The sequence below is a fragment of the Kribbella sp. CA-253562 genome (assembly GCF_050942265.1).
In the GTDB taxonomy this organism is placed as follows: domain Bacteria; phylum Actinomycetota; class Actinomycetes; order Propionibacteriales; family Kribbellaceae; genus Kribbella.
Map to the genome: position 1 here is coordinate 3292540 of NZ_CP192049.1, position 16470 is coordinate 3309009.

Here is a 16470-nt window from a genome sequence, read left to right on the forward strand (position 1 = left end):
GGATCAGCTCTGCGCGCGTCGGCGAGCCAGCACGAAACCACCACCGGCCAGCAGCAGTACGACGACCGCCGCGAGCACGATGCCGCCCCAGGGCGCGCCGTCGTCCGACTGAGCGGCGGCGGGCTGGGAGGCGTCGGACGGGCTGGCGGAAGGTGTGGCGGTCGAACCGACGGCCGGGGCGATCTCCAGCGTGACCGGCTCGTCCGTGGCCGGGACCCGGATGTTCTTCATCGCTTGGCCGCACCCGGTCGCCGGGTAGCCGTCGATGCCGCAGGCCAGGCCCTTCTCGATCCGCACCGGTCCGGCCGCGGCGAGCACCTTGGCGCCGGTCGCCTTCTCGTCGGTGACCACGCACGTCCCGGTGGCCGGCGGCGGGGCGGTGCCGGACGGCGAGTCGGCCTGCGTCCCGGGGTCGACCACCAGCGCGACCCGCTTCTTGCCGGGCTCGGCCGGGGTCTCGCCGCAGATCGCGGCGAAGTCACCGGCGGCCCGGGGGACGCGCGGCTTCGTGCCACCCACGGCGTACCGCCAGCCTTCGACGGAGCCGTCGGCCGGGACCACCTGCTCGGGGCCCTTCTGGGCGAACGCCCACTGGCCGTTGGTCCACTGGTAGTAGCCCCAGAAGCGGTAGCCGTCCTCGGCCGGGGCCGCGCTGGCGGCCTGGCTGGTGCTGACGGTGACGGTCCCCGCCAGCAGGAGACCCGCCAGCAGGCTGAGGACCAGTCGCAGGGTCCGGTGTGATGTCATCTCGTGTCCTTGCTCGGGCCGAGGCCTGCCGAGAGGAGAGACGCCACGCCGGGAACACGGGGCCGGGCTCCTCCCGCGGTCCTCGGCGGGATAGGTGAGCCTGCTGCTCGGACGCAGTGTTCCGGCTCGCCGCGGCCCGGGGGAATCCGGTCGCGGCCTACGGTTGCGGGTCAGCGCCGGCTTCGGACCGGCTTCCCTGCGGCACAGCAGTGGTTCGGGCGCAGCTTACCGCTGCCGCGCCCAGGCATGCGTGAGCCCGTACGGCGAACGTGCGGCAGGCCACAGTTCGCCCAACGATCGGGCGCACCTCCTGACTGCACGCCTACTGCGCGGCACTCGGCACGGCACCGAGCACCTGCTCGCTACGGCGTGAAGTCAGGAGGTACGCCCGATCGTTGCGGTCGGCTATTCCTGAGCGGCCAGGCTCATCGGGCCGTAGACCTCGCGGCCGTCCTCGAGCAGATAGACCTGGGCGACGCCCTGGTCGGCCAGTTCGCGCCAGATCTCGCCGAGCCAGCTCTCCGCGTCGCCCTGGGCGGAGAAGTCCGCGGTGCCCAGGTCGCCCGGGTCGGCCGGTTCACCGGTCGCGGTCTCGAACCGCCAGGTCCAGCTCATGAGCCGGGCCGGGTCTGCGGCGCGTTCTGCGCGGTCTTGGCCGGGTCGCGCTCGATCGCGTTGCCGAGCGACTCGTCGATCCGCTTCAGCAGCGCGTCGTCGAGCTTCACACCGGCGGCCTTCACGTTCTCGGTGACCTGCTCGGGCCGGGAGGCGCCGATGATGGCCGACGAGACGTTCTGGTTCTGCAGGACCCAGGCGATCGCCAGCTGCGACAGGCTCAGGCCGGCCTCGTCGGCGATCGGCTGCAGCTCCTGGACGCGCTCGAGCACGTCGTCCTTGAGCCAGCGGCCGATCATGTTCGCGCCGCCCTTGGTGTCGGTCGCGCGGGAACCCTCCGGCGGCTGCTGGCCCGGCTTGTACTTACCGGTCAGCACGCCCTGCGCGATCGGGGAGAACACCACCTGGCCGATGCCGAGCTCCTCCGAGGCCGGCACCACCTCGGCCTCGATGACCCGCCAGAGCATGTTGTACTGCGGCTGGTTGGAGACCAGCGGGACGCGCAGCTCACGGGCCAGCCGGTGGCCTTCGCGCAGCTGGTCGGCGGTCCACTCCGACGTCCCGATGTAGAGCGCCTTGCCCTGGCGGACGACGTCGGCGAAGGCCTCCATCGTCTCCTCCAGCGGCGTCTCGGTGTCGAACCGGTGCGCCTGGTAGACGTCGACGTAGTCGGTCTTGAGCCGCTTCAGTGAGCCGTTGATCGACTCGTGGATGTGCTTGCGGGACAGGCCCACGTCGTTCGGTCCACCCGGCCCGGTCGGCCAGTACACCTTGGTGAGGATCTCCAGCGACTCGCGCCGCTGTCCCTCCAGGGCCTCGCCGAGCACGGTCTCCGCGGCGGTGTTCGCGTACACGTCCGCGGTGTCGAACGTGGTGATCCCGGCCTCGAGCGCCGCCTTCACACAGGCCTTGGCCTGCTCGTTCTCCACCTGCGACCCGTGGGTCAGCCAGTTCCCGTAGGAGATCTCGCTGACCTTCAGTCCACTGTTTCCGAGATACCGAAAGTCCATGGGAACGACCCTACTTCGCCCAGCCGACACCCGCCCGGCGACTCCCTATCCGTGGACGGCCGCCAACCACTGCCCGGCCATGGTCTCCACCCACGCTGTCACGTCCGGAGCCGATGGAATCCGGTACAGCGTGTACTCCGGGCAGCCTTCCAGCACCTCGAGGTGGTCGACGTCGTGGTCGGGCGCGAACACCAGCACCTCGCCGGTGGTCCGGTGGAAGAGCGTGAGGTTCCCGTTGCGCTCCTCGGCCAGTACGCCGTAGTCAGCCGCCTCGATCGGCACGGTCAGCCCGTCCTGCTCCCAGATCCAGGCGTAGGCAGCGAACTGCTCCGCAGGTGAGCGGGCCGCGAGGGTGGGCGTCAGGGCCGCGTCGTGATTGAGGAGCCAGGTCTCCTCGGTCCCGCCCAAGCACATGGTTATGCCGCCGGTCACCCGCCACAGCTCGTGCAGCACGCTCGGCGCCCGCACCATCGGCACGGCCATCGGAAGGCGGACAGCCCAGCAACTCGTGCGTCCGTCGATCTGGTCCCAGGTCAGTAGCTGGTGGTGGATGCCCTCGAGGACAACAGGGGTGGCCTGGGCCGCGCTCAGGAGACGGCTGAGCTGGGGCAGTCTGCTGATCGGCGGCTGATTCCAGGACCGGGCCGGCGCGGCTGGGGCGCAGGTGGGCTCGAGCATCCACGAGGTGTCGACGAGGCGCTCTTTTGGGGTGGTCATTCGACTCGGATCGTGAGCGTGTGGTGACCGGCGAGGGTGGCTGGTACGGCGGTGACTGGCCGGCCGTCGAGGTGCACCTGGGCAGTGGTTCCGGAGCCGGTGAGGGTGAGGTCGAGCGTGCTTCGCGGTAGGGGAGGCCGGTCAACTGGAGGTCCCCGAGGCCCTCGGGGACGGTCGGCGCGACGGTGATGCCCTCAGGGGTGAAGTGCAGGCCGAAGAGGGACTCGTGGATCAGGCGCAGGTACGCCGTGGCCGACCAGGTCTGGTGGGGGAGGGACTCCCACTGGCGGCCGACCTGCCAGCCGCCGTCGACCGCGCCGGTGGTGGCGTTGTAGAGCTCGAAGAGTTCGTCGTTGCTGCCGTGGAACAGCCGGGTCAGGTCCTCGAGGGTCTGGCCGAACAGTTCGACCTCGCCGGCCGACGCGGCGGCCGAGCCCCACAGGCCCATCACCATCGGCCAGCAGATCGCGTTGTGCCGGCCGGGGCGCTGGGCGTCGTACCGGGGGAAGTGCGGCCAGACGTTGACCATGCCGAACGGCTCGCGGTGGGCGTTGGCGAAGATCTGCCGGGTGCGGTCCGGACCGGCGATGCCGAACTCGACGGCCAGCGCCAGCCCGGCGGTCTCCTGGTGGAGATCCAGGCCGTCGGGGCCGAGGAAGTAGCCGTAGGTGCCGCTGGGATGCCAGAGGTGGCGGTTGATCGCGGCCGCCAACTCGTCGGCCCGCCGGTCGTACGACGGATCGCCACCCAGCAGCGTCAGGCAGCGCAGAGCCTGGACGTAGACCGCGTTGGTCGACAGGCACCGGAGCTCGGCCGTGCCCGGGTAGTCCAGCACGAACGAGGACTCGCCCTCGACGACCGGGAGCCCGCTGATGCCGTCCTGCATCAGCGCGGGGCCGGCGTACAGGCCGGTGGTGGGGTCGAAGCGCTCCTTGTCGAGGATCTCCAGCGACGCCGTGGCGATCTCGTACGCCGTGGCGCCGAACGCGGTGTCGCCGGTCACCACCACGTGCTGCCAGGCGCCGATCACCCAGATGATCTGGTCCCACCACTGGTTGTCCTGGGCGACCACCCGGCGGCCGGGCTCGCAGACCGCGAGCAGTGTCGAGCGGGCCACCTCGGGCGCGAGCAGGCTGGCGGCGTTCCGGCAGTTGATCGCCGCGTCGCGGGTCCAGGGGTCGTCGTAGCCACCGCCGGCCCGGACGAATCCGGCGGCGGTGACGTTGACGTCGAGCAGGTTGCGCAGCGCGGCGCCGTACAGCGTGCTCGCGACGGCGGGTCCGCGCAGGACCGGTCGCACCGGTCAGGCGGGCTTCTCGCCGCGGGCCACCATCGGCTTGGGCAGCCGCCAGCGGCGCATCTGCATCGTCCGGCGGACCGCGTAGAAGCCGATGCCCCGGGTCGACTCGTTCGGGAACTTCTTGGCGATCGCGCGCTTGAGGCCGCTGGACAGGAAGAACCAGTCCGCGGCGATGCAGGCGATCATCACCAGGAACAGCAGGTTGACCAGGCCGGGCAGCCAGGTGAAGACGCCGGAGAAGACCACGCCGAGCAGCGAGATCACCAGCAGCACCGGCAGCGCGAACTCCATCACCGACCAGCGGGCGTCGACGTAGTCGCGGGCGAACCGGCGGACCGGGCCCTTGTCGGCGGCCGGCAGGTACCGGTCGTCGCCGGTCTTCATCGCCTCCTGCATCTTGGCCCGCTCGGCGCGCATCTTCTCCCGCCGGTACGCCGCGGCCTCCTTGCGGTTGCGCGGCTTCTTCAGCGCGGCCTTGCGCGCCTGCTCGGCCTCCTTGCGGGTCGGGGTCGGGCGGCCTTTGCCCCCGACCTTGCCCTGGGGCTCCGCGGCGGCGGGCTCTGACGGTGTCTCGGACTTGTTACGACGGAACACGGGAGCTGGACCTCATTCGGGCTGCGCTGTCACAACGGGGCTGGTCACTCGGGGTGGTCCCCGGAGGATCGGGCCAGTTTATCGGGGCCGGTCCTGATGGTGTGGTGACCCATGGGGACATAGGGTGGATGACACGCACGCCGGGTCCACTCTCCGGCACAGAAGGGGTACGGATATCGATGAGCATCTTCAAGAGGATGTCGACGATCTTCAAGGCCAAGGCGAACACAGCCCTGGACAAGGCCGAAGATCCTCGCGAAACCCTTGACTACTCGTACCAGAAGCAGCTCGAACTGCTGCAGAAGGTACGCCGTGGTGTGGCCGACGTCGCCACCAGCCGCAAGCGGGTGGAGCTGCAGGCCTCGCAGCTGCAGGCCCAGTCGGCCAAGCTGCAGGAGCAGGCCCAGAAGGCGCTCTCGATGGGCCGTGAGGACCTTGCCCGGGAGGCGCTGACCCGCAAGTCCGGTCTGCAGGGCCAGATCGACGACCTGACCGCGCAGCACGCCCAGCTCCAGGGCGAGGAGGAGAAGCTCACGCTGGCCTCCCAGCGGCTGCAGGCCAAGGTCGAGTCGTTCCGGACCCGCAAGGAGACGATCAAGGCCACCTACACCGCGGCCGAGGCGCAGACCCGGATCAACGAGGCCTTCTCCGGCATCTCCGAGGAGATGAGCGACGTCGGTCTGGCGGTGCAGCGCGCCGAGGACAAGACCCAGCAGATGCAGGCCCGGGCCGGCGCGATCGACGAGCTGCTCGCCTCCGGCGCGCTCGACGACGCCTCGGGCACGAGCAAGGACAGCATCACCCTCGAGCTGGAGCGGATGTCGTCCAACTCCGACGTCGAGAACGAGCTGGCCGCCCTGAAGGCCCAGATCGGCGGCTCCGAGGCACCGAAGCAGCTGTCCCAGGACGCGCCCGGTGCGGCGCAGCCCGCTCAGCCCGCCCAGCAGCCGGTGCAGCAGCCGGCCCGCCCCCAGGACGGAGACGTTCGATGATCGTTCGCATCATGGGTGAGGGGCAGTGGAGGCTGGCCGACGACAAGCTGGACCAGCTGAACGCGGTCGACACCGACCTGGAGAAGGCCGTCTCGGCCGGCGACGAGGACGGTTTCAAGACCGCCTTCACCGCGCTGCTGGAGTTCGTCCGCAGCGGCGAGCGGGTGCCGGACAACGAGCTGCACGACTCCGACGCGATCCTGCCGCCGGGCGACAGCACGCTGGCCGAGATGCGCGAGCTGATCAGCGGCGACGGCCTGATCGCCGGCTGACCGCGGGACGACGGTGGCCCGAGGTCCCCTGCTGACGGGCCGCCCGGGGTACGAGCATCGAGTGGAGAGGGCCGATCCGTGCGGATCGGCCCTTCTGCTGTGTGGATCCGAGCACGCAGCGTGGTGCTCGATCAGCCCGCGATGACTGGCCGGATGTGCTGTTCGGGAGCCGTCACGCGTAGTACGCTCAGCTGAACCGCTGCCGACCAGGCGGCGAACATGCGGCAAACCGCACCCGGGGGAAACGGGGGGCGGTGTTCACCGGGGGGTGACGGAGGGTGACGGATAATGCCGTCGCGGGGGAGCAAGTTACGCAAGGCCCGGGACCGCTGATCGCGGACGTGCCGGACCGGCGTCGACCCGTCTGGGTCGTGCCGGACACGGTGCCCGCGATCGTGCCGCGGTCGACCTGGGCGACACGTCCGCCGTGGGTCGCGGTGTACCACTGGGCCGCGATCGGCGGTGATCTGCTGGCGGCCGTGATCGGCGCGTCGGTGGCGCTGCTGACCCGGTTCGGGTACCAGATCGGCGGTGGTTACCTGGTGTTCGGCAGCCTGCTGCCGCTGGCCTGGGTGGCCGCGGTCGCGTTGTCGCGCGGGTACGAGTCGCGGTCGTTCGGTGCCGGCGCGGACGAGTTCCGCTCGATCCTGCGGTCCGGTCTCGGGCTGACCGCGGTGGTCGCGGTGGTGTCGTACGCGACCAAGAGCGAGATCGCGCGCGGCTTCGTCGTGCTGGCGATCCCGGCGACGATGGTGCTGGCGCTGCTGTTGCGCTACCTGTTGCGCCGCGATCTCAGCCGGCACCGCTATCGCGGCCGGTGCATGCGCCGCGTGCTCGTGGTCGGTCGCAACGGCGAGGCAGCGACCTTGCGGGAGCGCCTCGAGGAGCGGCCCGCCGACGGGTACCGGGTGGTGGCGGTCTGCCGGCCGCGCGGCGACGCACGGCTCGGCGTTCCGGTCCCGCCCGACGGGCTGGACGAGGCCGACATCATGGCGGCGGTGGACCGGCACGCGGTCGACGTCGTCGCGATCGCCTCGGACCCGGACCTGGCCGGCCAGTCGCTGCGCCGGCTGTCCTGGGCGCTGGAGCAGCGTGGCGTCGAGCTGATCGTGTCGCCCGGCATCATCGAGGTGGCCGGTCCGCGGATCTCGATCCGCCCGGTCGCGGGACTGTCGCTGCTGCACCTGGAACGTCCGTCGTCGAGCGCCGGACCGCATCTGCTGAAGAGCATCTTCGACCGGGTGATGGCGCTGGCGCTGCTGTTGATCGCGCTGCCGTTGCTGGTCGGCATCGCGCTCGCCGTCCGGCTGACCAGTCACGGGCCGGCGTTGTTCAAGCAGCGCCGGGTGGGCCGCGGCAACGTCCCGTTCACCATGCTGAAGTTCCGCACCATGGTGGTCGACGCGGAGGACCGGCTGGGCGAGCTGACCGCCGGCAGCGACGGCAACGGGGTGCTGTTCAAGTTGCGCTCCGATCCGCGGGTGACCCGGGTGGGCAAGGTGCTGAGGCGGTACTCGCTGGACGAGCTGCCGCAGCTGATCAACGTCCTGCGCGGTGACATGTCCTTGGTCGGTCCGCGGCCTCCGCTGGAACGCGAAGTGGCCATGTACGCCGCCGACGACACCCGCCGGATGCTGGTGAAACCGGGCCTGACCGGGCTGTGGCAGGTGAGTGGCCGCAGTGACCTGTCCTGGGACGAGTCGGTGCTGCTCGACCTGCGCTACGTCGACAACTGGTCGATGACGCTGGACCTGCTGATCTTGTGGAAGACCGCACGCGCGGTGCTGAAGGGTTCCGGCGCGTACTGAGCCCGGGCGGCCGTTGGGGGACGGTCGTTCGGTGGCGACAACAGTCGCCGAGGGGGGAATTTTTCGATGGAGGGGGAACGGATGGCGACCGAAGACGGCCGGCTGGCCGCGGAACTCGCGACGGACGCGGGACGGCTGCTGCTCACGCTGCGGGCGGCCCGGGGAGCGGGCCGCGCGCTCGGCGCGGAGGGCGACCGATCGGCGAACGAGCTGCTGATCCGCGGCTTGCGGGATCGCCGGCCGGGCGACGCCGTACTGAGTGAGGAATCGGCCGACACCGCGCAGCGGTTGTCCGCCGACCGGGTCTGGATCATCGACCCGCTCGACGGCACGCGCGAGTACGGGGAGCCGCCGCGCCGCGACTGGGCGGTGCACGTCGCGTTGTGGGAACGCGGTGAGCTCGTGGCCGGCGCCGTCGCGCTGCCGGCGATGAACGTTGTCCACGGCACCGATGACCCGGTCCCGCCGGCGCCCCGCGACGGCGGCCGGTTGCGGATCGCGGTCAGCCGGACCCGGCCACCGTCGCTGGTCGAGAAGCTCGCGGTCGAGTTGGACGCCGAGCTGGTTCCGATGGGGTCGGCCGGCGTGAAGGCGACCGCCGTACTGCGCGGCGAGGCCGACGCCTATGTGCACGCCGGCGGGCAGTACGAGTGGGACTCCGCCGCGCCGGTCGCGGTGGCCCGGGCCGCCGGGCTGTTCTGCAGCCGGATCGACGGGTCGCCGCTGCGCTACAACCAGCCCGACCCGAAGTTGCCGGACCTGCTGGTCTGCCGGCCGGAGGTCGCCGACGAGCTGCTGGCCGCGATCGCGGTCTACCTCGGCGGGGAGGGCGGCCGATGAGCCGCCGGTACCAGCTGACGCAGCTGGAGACGCTCGAGTCCGAGGCGGTGCACATCTTCCGCGAGGTCGCGGCCGAGTTCGAGCGGCCGGTGCTGCTGTTCTCCGGTGGCAAGGACTCGATCGTGATGCTCCGGCTGGCGCAGAAGGCGTTCCATCCCGCGCGGATCCCCTTCCCGGTGATGCACGTGGACACCGGCCACAACTTCCCCGAGGTGCTGGCGTTCCGGGACCGGCGGGCCGGCGAGCTGAACCTTCAGTTGCTGGTGGCAAGCGTTCCGGACGCGCTGGACCGTGGCTTCGTGCAGGCGCCGCCCGACGGCACCCGCAACCGGATCCAGACGCCGGTGCTGCTGGAAGCGTTGGAGAAGCACCAGTTCACCGCGGTCTTCGGCGGCGCCCGCCGCGACGAGGACAAGGCCCGGGCCAAGGAGCGGATCTTCTCGTTCCGCGACGAGTTCGGCCAGTGGGACCCGAAGAACCAGCGGCCCGAGCTGTGGAACCTCTACAACAGCCGGATCCACCTCGGCGAGAGCATCCGGGTGTTCCCGCTGTCGAACTGGACCGAGCTGGACATCTGGCAGTACATCGCCCAGGAGCGCCTGGAGCTGCCGTCGATCTACTACGCGCACGAGCGCACGGTGTTCGAGCGCAACGGAATGCTGTTCGCCGTCAACGAGTACTGCGTGCCGAAGCCGAGCGAGCCGACGTTCACCGAGACGGTGCGCTACCGCACGGTCGGCGACGCGTCGCTGACCGCCGCGGTCCGCTCGGACGCGGACACCGTCGAGAAGGTCGTCGCCGAGGTGGCCGGCACCCGGATCACCGAGCGCGGCGCCACCCGTGGCGACGACAAGTTCAGTGAGGCCGCGATGGAAGACCGCAAGCGGGAAGGGTACTTCTGACGTGGACATTCTCAGACTCGCGACGGCCGGATCCGTCGACGACGGCAAGAGCACGCTGATCGGCCGGCTGCTGTACGACACCAAATCGGTGTTCACCGACCAGATCGAGTCGGTCGAGCGGGCCAGCCGGGACCGCGGTGACGACTACGTCAACCTCGCGCTGCTCACCGACGGCCTGCGGGCCGAACGCGAACAGGGCATCACGATCGATGTCGCGTACCGGTACTTCGCGACGCCGCGGCGCAAGTTCATCGTCGCCGACACCCCCGGGCACATCCAGTACACCCGCAACATGGTGACCGGGGCGTCGACGGCCGACCTGGCGCTGATCCTGGTCGACGCCCGGAAGGGCCTGCTGGAACAGAGCCGCCGGCACGCGTTCCTGTCGACGCTGTTGCACGTACCGCACCTGATGCTGTGCGTGAACAAGATGGACCTGGTCGACTACTCCGAGGACGTGTTCGAAACGATCCGCGCGGAGTTCACCGAGTTCGCCGCGAAGCTGGACATCGGCGATCTCACCGTCGTACCGGTGTCGGCGCTGCTCGGCGACAACATCGTCACCCGCTCCACCGCGATGCCGTGGTACGAGGGACCGAGCCTGCTGCACCACCTGGAGAACGTGCACGTGGCCAGCGACCGGAACCTGATCGACGTGCGGTTCCCGGTCCAGTACGTGATCCGGCCGCAGTCCGACCAGTACCGCGACTACCGCGGCTACGCCGGGCAGGTGGCCGGGGGAGTGCTGCGGGCCGGTGACGAGGTGATGGTGCTGCCGTCGGGCTTCACCTCGACGATCCGCTCGATCGAGACCGCGGACGGCGAGGTCGAGGAGGCGTTCGCGTCGATGTCGGTGACGATCCGGCTGACCGACGAGATCGACATCTCCCGCGGCGACATGATCTGCCGGGTCAACAACGCGCCGACGGTCACCCAGGACGTCGACGCGATGGTCTGCTGGATGGACGACCTGCCGATGCGGCCCGGCCAGAAGTTCGCGATCAAGCACACCACCCGGACCGCCCGGGCGATGGTGAAGGACCTGCAGTACCGGCTGGACGTGAACTCGCTGCACCGCGATCTCGGCGCGGAGTATCTCGGCCTGAACGACATCGGCCGGGTCAGGCTGCGCACCACCCAGCCGTTGCTGTGCGACGAGTACAAGCGCAACCGGTACACCGGTGGATTCGTGCTGATCGACGAGGCGACCAACCGCACCGTCGGCGCCGGCATGGTCAACGAGGCGAGATGACGACCACCGAGCCCCGGCCGGTCGACGACGCGCTCGCGCCGTCGATCCGCGTTCTGATGGTGTGTTCCAGCGGCGGCCACCTGGCGCAGCTGATGACGTTGCGACCGTGGTGGTCGCAGCGCGACGTGTGCTGGGTGACGTTCCCGACCGAGGACGGCAAGTCGCTGCTGGCCGGCCAGCGGGCGGTGTACGCCTACCACCCGACCACCCGCAACGTGAAGAACCTGCTGCGCAACACGTGGCTGGCCGTCCAGGTGCTGCGCCGCGAGCGGCCGGACGTGATCGTCACCACCGGAGCCGGGGTGGCGCTGCCGTTCTTCGTGCTGGGCAAGCTGTCGCGCGTCCCGACCGTCTACATCGAGGTGTTCGACCGGATCGACCACCCGACGCTGACCGCCCGGCTGTGCCGGCCGTTCACCAGCCGGATGCTGGTGCAGTGGGACGAGCAGCAGCAGTTGTACTCCGGGTCCGCCGTCGTCGGGAGGTTGCTGTGAACGAGTTGGACATCCTGGTCGTGCTCGGCACCGATCACCACCGGTTCGACCGGCTGGTCGGCTGGGTCGACGACTTCCTGGAGCTCCCGAGCAACGATTCCCGGACGGCGCTGGTGCAGCTGGGCTCCACGGCCGCGCCCCGCCGGGCCAAAGGCGTCGGCATCGTCGCGTACGACGAATTGCAGGCCCTGATGCGCAGCTCGACGGCCGTCGTCACACACGGCGGCCCGGCGACGATGCTGGAGGTCCGCAAGCAGGGCCGCAAGCCGATCGTCGTACCGCGTGACCCGGTGCTGAACGAGCACGTCGACCAGCACCAGCAGGAGTTCTCCCGCCGGATGGGGGCGATGGGTCTGGTCACGCTGTGCGAGGATCGGGCGGCCTTCCTGGAGGCGCTGTCCCGCGTACTGGCTGATCCTCTGGCCCACACCGTGTCGGCCGAGGAGAACCACCGTGACAGTCTGCAGCTCCGGGCCGCGGTCGACATCACCGGTCGCATCATCGACGGCCTGGCGGTCCAGCATGCCCGGCGACGCCTCCGGACGCCTTGAAAACAAGCGTTTGAGCACCGTCCGCCGCGCCCGGTGTGACGTAAAGAACGCGTTTGTTTCCGCCTGAGAGCCGAACCGAATAACTGCCTTCGGTGTCCGGATAGCAGGCCGTGATCCACAGCGGGTGACGATCGCGGCCGTTATCGGTCTGTGATGTGACGCTGTGTGAGTCGGCTACCGAGTGTGACGTTAAGGCCGCGCTCGGACGTCTTGAGGTCCTCGCGCGGACCTGCGTAAGCTCACCCGCGCCTGGCCCGGCCTGGGGACGTGCGAGGCAAGACCACTGTCGCCGGCGCGCAACGCCGAGTTCCGCCCTCCGGGCCGGCGACCTACCTACCACCCAGCAACAGAGGGCGGAAGTGGGGAAACCACAGGTTCCGTGGAACGCCGGCCCAGCCGGCGGTCCTTGGGGCGAAGCCGCGCCAGCGGCCGGGTAATTCTTCCGACCCGAGCCCGACAGCTAACCTCACAGGCGTGCAGGAAGGACTGCCCCCCATGCGGGACAACCATTCCCGTAGGCATGGCCGACATCGGTCTGCCGTTCCCTCCGACGTACTGAACGAACCGGCCGCCAAGGCCGGACGCAGGACCCTGATCCCGATCGTGGCGGCGAGTGCCCTCGTGCTGACCACCGCGGGAATCGGCTTCGCGGCCCTCGACTCCGACGAGCCGGCACCCGCCCCGGTGACGGTCACCGCGACCGCGGACGCCTACGTGTCCACCAAGTCCCCGACCCAGCGCCACGGCTGGTCCACCCGCCTGTTCGTCAAGCAGAACGAGGCGACCAGCTACCTGCGGTACGCGGTCCCGGCTGTTGCCGACGGCTACGACCGCAAGGCCACCTTGGTGCTCACCCGGCTGACCGCCGGCAAGCCGAGCACGATCCACGTGGCCGCCTCCCCGGGCGGCTGGACCGAGGCGGTCACCGCGGTCACCGCGCCGAAGCCGGGAGCGCCGTTCGCCTCCGCGCCCGACGACGGTACGTCGCGCGAGCTGCGGATCGACATCTCGGCGGGCGTGACCAAGGCCGGTGCGCTCGACCTGGCGCTGACCCAGTCGGCCGGCCGTGGCGGTGCCGTCTTCGGCTCCCGTCAGTCCGGCGTGACCCAGACGAAGCTGGAGATCAGCTACGTCCGGGAGGGCGCGAGCGGCCCGCAGCCGACGGTTCCGACCTCGACGCCGACCACGACGACGCCGACGGCCACCCCGACGGTGACGGCCACCCGGCCGACCACCACGCCCACCACCACGCCGACGGCGACGCCGACCACCACGGCGCCGACCGCGACTCCGACCACGACGCGGCCGACGGCCACGCCGACCACCACCGCCCCGACCACGACGCCCACCACGGCGCCGGGCTGCACGGTGTCCGCGCTGCTGGTGCCGTCCTGCGGCGCCTGGTTCGGTGCGGCGGCGAACCCGCTGGGCTCGGAGACCTGGGACCAGGCGCTGTCGGCGTTCGAGACCACGGTCAACCGGACCGTGGACATCGCGCACTACTACAACTCGAGCCCGAAGCTGTTCCCGACGGCCGAGATGATCAAGCGGGCCCGCGAACCCGGCAAGAAGCGGATGCTGCTGCTGAACTGGAAGCCGGAAATGGGCCGCACCTGGGCCCAGGTCGCCGCCGGTGACCCCGAGGTGGACAAGGCGATCGACGCCGAGGCCCAGTACCTCAAGTCGACGTTCCCGGAGAAGTTCTTCCTCGGGATCCACCACGAGCCCGAGGAAGAGGTCAAGCCGGCCGCCGGTTCGGGGTACACCGCCAAGGACTACCGGGCCATGTACCGGCACGTGGTCCAGCGGATGCGCGCCAACGGCGTCACCAACGCCGTCTACGTGATGAACTACATGGGGACTCCGCACTGGGGCTCGCAGCCCTGGTTCGAGGACCTCTACCCCGGTGACGACGTGGTCGACTGGATCGCGGAGGACCCGTACATCTTCGGCGACGACGCGAACTGGTGGGGTCCGTTCACCACCGGTGTCAACCGCAAGGACACCTACACCAACCCGAGCTGGCCCGGCTTCTACACCTGGGCGACCACCAAGCACCCGGGCAAGCCGATCATGCTCGGTGAGTGGGGCATCGACGAGCAGACCATGCTCGGCATGAGCAAGGCCGACGTGCTGCGCACGGTGCAGGACGGCCTGCGCAAGATGCCGCAGGTGAAGGCGCTGGTGTACTGGAACGAGGCCACCTTCCACACGGTGGGCACGACCAGGCTCGACTCGTCAGCGGCCACCCAGTCCGCGGCGCGTGAGGTCTTCAACACCGGCCTGCTCGCGCGGCAGCTGAAGTAGTCCGTACGACGCGACGAGGCCCTCGTCCCGGTCGGTGCCATCGGCACCGGCCCGGGACGGGGGCCTCGTGGTCTCAGACCTTTTCCAGCACCAGGATCAGCGCCATCCCGAAGAACTTCAGCCGCGACCGCTCGAACGCGTCGGTGATCGGGCGGATCTTGCCGCCGAGCCCGGACCGGTCGAACGGCGGCATGATGTAGTCGACCCCGACCAGGCGGAAGCCCTTGGCCTCGATCTGCCGGCCCAGGCCGCGCACGGTGAACGACCGAGCGTCCGCGAGCCGCCGGTGCAGCGGCACGATCCACGGCAGGAACGGCCCGTAGCGCGGTGGCCGACGCTTGCCCAGGACAAAGAACCCGTGCGTCTCGAACGGGAAGTACCGGTTCGGCGATGTGATCAGGAACCGTCCACCAGGTGCCAGTACGCGGTGGATCTCGCTCAGCGAGGCGTTCAGGTCGGCGACGTGCTCCAGCACCTCGATCGTGGTCACCACGTCGAAGGACTCGTCCGGCAGGTCCAGTTCCTCGGCTGGCATCTGCCGGATCCGCACCTTGGCCGCCAGCTCCGACCCCTCCAGCTCGGACCGGAAGACGGCCAGCCGCTCCGGCTCGACGTCGACCGCGGTCACCTCGTCGAACCCGCCGGCCAGCCGGCGCGTGTAGGTGCCGTCGCCGCACCCGACGTCCAGCAGTCGTTTGCCGGACAGTTCGGTCAGCCCGGCGAGCGCGGTGAGACGTTTCTCCACCCCGCGGTCGCCCTTGTTGCTTCGATGGGCACCAAGACCCAGCGCACGTGTCATGCGATTTTCCCCCACCCCAATACCACAGCCCCCCACAGGCTGGTGATTCACCCTAACGACCCAGCCGGGTGCTGACAACGGTCCTGGCGAAATCGGCGGGCCGGCTCGGGCCCGGCCCGCGCCCGTGGACCGGTCGCGGCAGTAGCATCAGGTGATGAGTTCGCAACTCCCGGGCGGGGCGAGGAGCTGGACCCGTTGGCTGATGGTCACGGGCGGCTGCGCCCTGGCGACGGCCGTGGCACTGGTGAGCTGTGCCCTGGTGCGCGACAACGACCGACCACCGGCTCAGAACGGCGCGGCCCCGCGGCCCCAGCCGACCAGCACCTGCACGGTGTCCGCGCTGCTGGTGCCGTCGTGCGGTGTCTGGTTCGGCGCCGCGGCGAACCCGTTGGGCGGCGAGTCCTGGGACGAGGCGTTGCCGGCCTTCGAGAACGTGCTCGGCCGGACGCTCGACATCGCGCACTACTACAACGCCAGCCCGAAGCTGTTCCCGACCGCGGACATGATCAGCCGGGCCCGCGAACCCGGCAAGAAGCGGATCCTGCTGCTGAACTGGAAGCCCGAGATGGGCCGGACCTGGGCGCAGGTGGCCGCCGGCGACCCGGAGGTGGACGCCGCGATCGACGCCCAGGCGGACTATCTGCGCACGACGTTCCCGGAGAAGTTCTTCCTGACCATCCACCACGAGCCGGAGGAGGAGGTCCGGCCGGCCGCCGGCTCGGGCTACACGGCCGCGGACTACGCGGCGATGTACCGCCGGGTCGCGCTGCGGCTGAAGGCGAAGGGCGCGACCAACGCGATCCTGGTGATGACGTACCGCGGCGCGCCGTACTGGGGTTCGCAGCCGTGGTTCGAGCAGCTGTACCCCGGGGACGACGTGGTCGACTGGATCGCCGAGGATCCCTACATCTTCGGTCCGGATCCGGAGTTCTCCGGTGGCGTCGGGCAGGCGGTGAACCGGACCCAGCGTGCCCACCCCGACTGGCCGGGCTTCTACACCTGGGCGACCACCAAGCACCCGGGAAAGCCGATCATGCTGGCGGAGTGGGGCGTGAGCCAGAACCTCGGCGAGGTGAAGCGCAGCGCGGTGTTCACGACGATGCCGGACCAGCTCGCCGCCTTCCCCCAGGTGAAGGCGCTGGTCTACTGGAACGAGACCGACTTCAAGGAGATCGGCGCGACCGAGCTCCGGCCGGGCGATCCGTCCGTCAAGGCCCTGCGTACGGCGTTGCGCTCGCCGCGGCTCAAGCCGCCCCCCGTACCGAACTGA

Annotated in this window: 17 protein-coding genes and 1 riboswitch; of the genes, 10 read left to right on the top strand and 7 right to left on the bottom strand. The window is 70.1% G+C overall.

What is annotated here, in order from left to right:
- Window positions 1-3 precede the first annotated feature (3 nt).
- From ACQPXM_RS15700 to ACQPXM_RS15725, 6 genes are all read right to left on the bottom strand, one after another.
- Complete coding sequence (locus ACQPXM_RS15700; RefSeq protein ID WP_432949169.1) at window positions 4-747, bottom strand: SCO2322 family protein; 744 nt, start codon at window positions 745-747, stop codon at window positions 4-6.
- A gap of 405 nt (window positions 748-1152) precedes the next feature.
- Window positions 1153-1362 carry a hypothetical protein gene (locus ACQPXM_RS15705; protein ID WP_432949171.1) on the bottom strand — a complete coding sequence of 70 codons (210 nt, stop codon included), beginning with the start codon at window positions 1360-1362 and terminating at the stop codon, window positions 1153-1155.
- The gene (locus tag ACQPXM_RS15710; protein ID WP_432949173.1) at window positions 1359-2372 is read right to left on the bottom strand and encodes an aldo/keto reductase family protein; all 1014 of its coding nucleotides are present in this window, start codon (window positions 2370-2372) and stop codon (window positions 1359-1361) included. Before ACQPXM_RS15710 ends, ACQPXM_RS15705 begins: the two co-directional genes overlap by 4 nt.
- Before the next feature lie 45 nt (window positions 2373-2417).
- On the bottom strand, window positions 2418-2654 hold the full coding sequence (locus tag ACQPXM_RS15715; protein ID WP_432949175.1) for a hypothetical protein: 237 nt from the start codon (window positions 2652-2654) through the stop codon (window positions 2418-2420).
- Window positions 2635-4389 carry an MGH1-like glycoside hydrolase domain-containing protein gene (locus ACQPXM_RS15720; RefSeq protein ID WP_432949177.1) on the bottom strand — a complete coding sequence of 585 codons (1755 nt, stop codon included), beginning with the start codon at window positions 4387-4389 and terminating at the stop codon, window positions 2635-2637. The genes ACQPXM_RS15715 and ACQPXM_RS15720 overlap by 20 nt, the downstream gene beginning before the upstream one ends.
- Window positions 4390-4392: 3 nt before the next feature.
- Window positions 4393-4983, bottom strand: a complete 591-nt coding sequence (locus ACQPXM_RS15725; RefSeq protein ID WP_432949179.1) for a DUF3043 domain-containing protein — start codon at window positions 4981-4983, stop codon at window positions 4393-4395.
- A gap of 179 nt (window positions 4984-5162) precedes the next feature.
- On the opposite strand from ACQPXM_RS15725, the gene ACQPXM_RS15730 reads away from it, so the two are divergent.
- From ACQPXM_RS15730 to ACQPXM_RS15770, 9 genes are all read left to right on the top strand, one after another.
- Entirely contained in the window at window positions 5163-5975 is an 813-nt protein-coding gene (locus ACQPXM_RS15730) for a PspA/IM30 family protein (protein ID WP_432949181.1), read from the top strand.
- Window positions 5972-6247: a PspA-associated protein PspAA gene (pspAA, locus tag ACQPXM_RS15735; protein ID WP_432949183.1), complete on the top strand. Its 276-nt coding sequence runs from the start codon at window positions 5972-5974 to the stop codon at window positions 6245-6247. The genes ACQPXM_RS15730 and pspAA overlap by 4 nt, the downstream gene beginning before the upstream one ends.
- Before the next feature lie 371 nt (window positions 6248-6618).
- Window positions 6619-8055, top strand: coding sequence for a sugar transferase (locus ACQPXM_RS15740; RefSeq protein ID WP_432949185.1), 1437 nt, complete (start codon window positions 6619-6621; stop codon window positions 8053-8055).
- 81 nt (window positions 8056-8136) lie between these two features.
- Complete coding sequence (locus tag ACQPXM_RS15745) at window positions 8137-8895, top strand: 3'(2'),5'-bisphosphate nucleotidase CysQ (protein WP_432949187.1); 759 nt, start codon at window positions 8137-8139, stop codon at window positions 8893-8895.
- A complete protein-coding gene (cysD, locus tag ACQPXM_RS15750) occupies window positions 8892-9797 on the top strand; it encodes a sulfate adenylyltransferase subunit CysD (RefSeq protein WP_432949189.1) in 906 nt (301 codons plus the stop codon). Before ACQPXM_RS15745 ends, cysD begins: the two co-directional genes overlap by 4 nt.
- 7 nt (window positions 9798-9804) lie before the next feature.
- Window positions 9805-11049, top strand: coding sequence for a sulfate adenylyltransferase subunit CysN (gene cysN / locus ACQPXM_RS15755; protein ID WP_432951028.1), 1245 nt, complete (start codon window positions 9805-9807; stop codon window positions 11047-11049).
- A complete protein-coding gene (gene pssD, locus ACQPXM_RS15760; protein ID WP_432949191.1) occupies window positions 11046-11543 on the top strand; it encodes a PssD/Cps14F family polysaccharide biosynthesis glycosyltransferase in 498 nt (165 codons plus the stop codon). Before cysN ends, pssD begins: the two co-directional genes overlap by 4 nt.
- Window positions 11540-12094, top strand: a complete 555-nt coding sequence (locus ACQPXM_RS15765) for a glycosyltransferase (protein ID WP_432949193.1) — start codon at window positions 11540-11542, stop codon at window positions 12092-12094. Before pssD ends, ACQPXM_RS15765 begins: the two co-directional genes overlap by 4 nt.
- A gap of 327 nt (window positions 12095-12421) precedes the next feature.
- Window positions 12422-12583: riboswitch (cyclic di-AMP (ydaO/yuaA leader) on the top strand.
- A 114-nt stretch (window positions 12584-12697) separates the two neighbouring features.
- Window positions 12698-14401, top strand: a complete 1704-nt coding sequence (locus tag ACQPXM_RS15770; RefSeq protein WP_432949195.1) for a hypothetical protein — start codon at window positions 12698-12700, stop codon at window positions 14399-14401.
- Window positions 14402-14474: 73 nt separating this feature from the next.
- Here ACQPXM_RS15770 and ACQPXM_RS15775 read toward each other — a convergent pair whose 3' ends face one another.
- Window positions 14475-15200, bottom strand: a complete 726-nt coding sequence (locus tag ACQPXM_RS15775; RefSeq protein WP_432949197.1) for a class I SAM-dependent methyltransferase — start codon at window positions 15198-15200, stop codon at window positions 14475-14477.
- Window positions 15201-15354: 154 nt separating this feature from the next.
- On the opposite strand from ACQPXM_RS15775, the gene ACQPXM_RS15780 reads away from it, so the two are divergent.
- The gene (locus tag ACQPXM_RS15780; protein WP_432949198.1) at window positions 15355-16470 is read left to right on the top strand and encodes a hypothetical protein; all 1116 of its coding nucleotides are present in this window, start codon (window positions 15355-15357) and stop codon (window positions 16468-16470) included.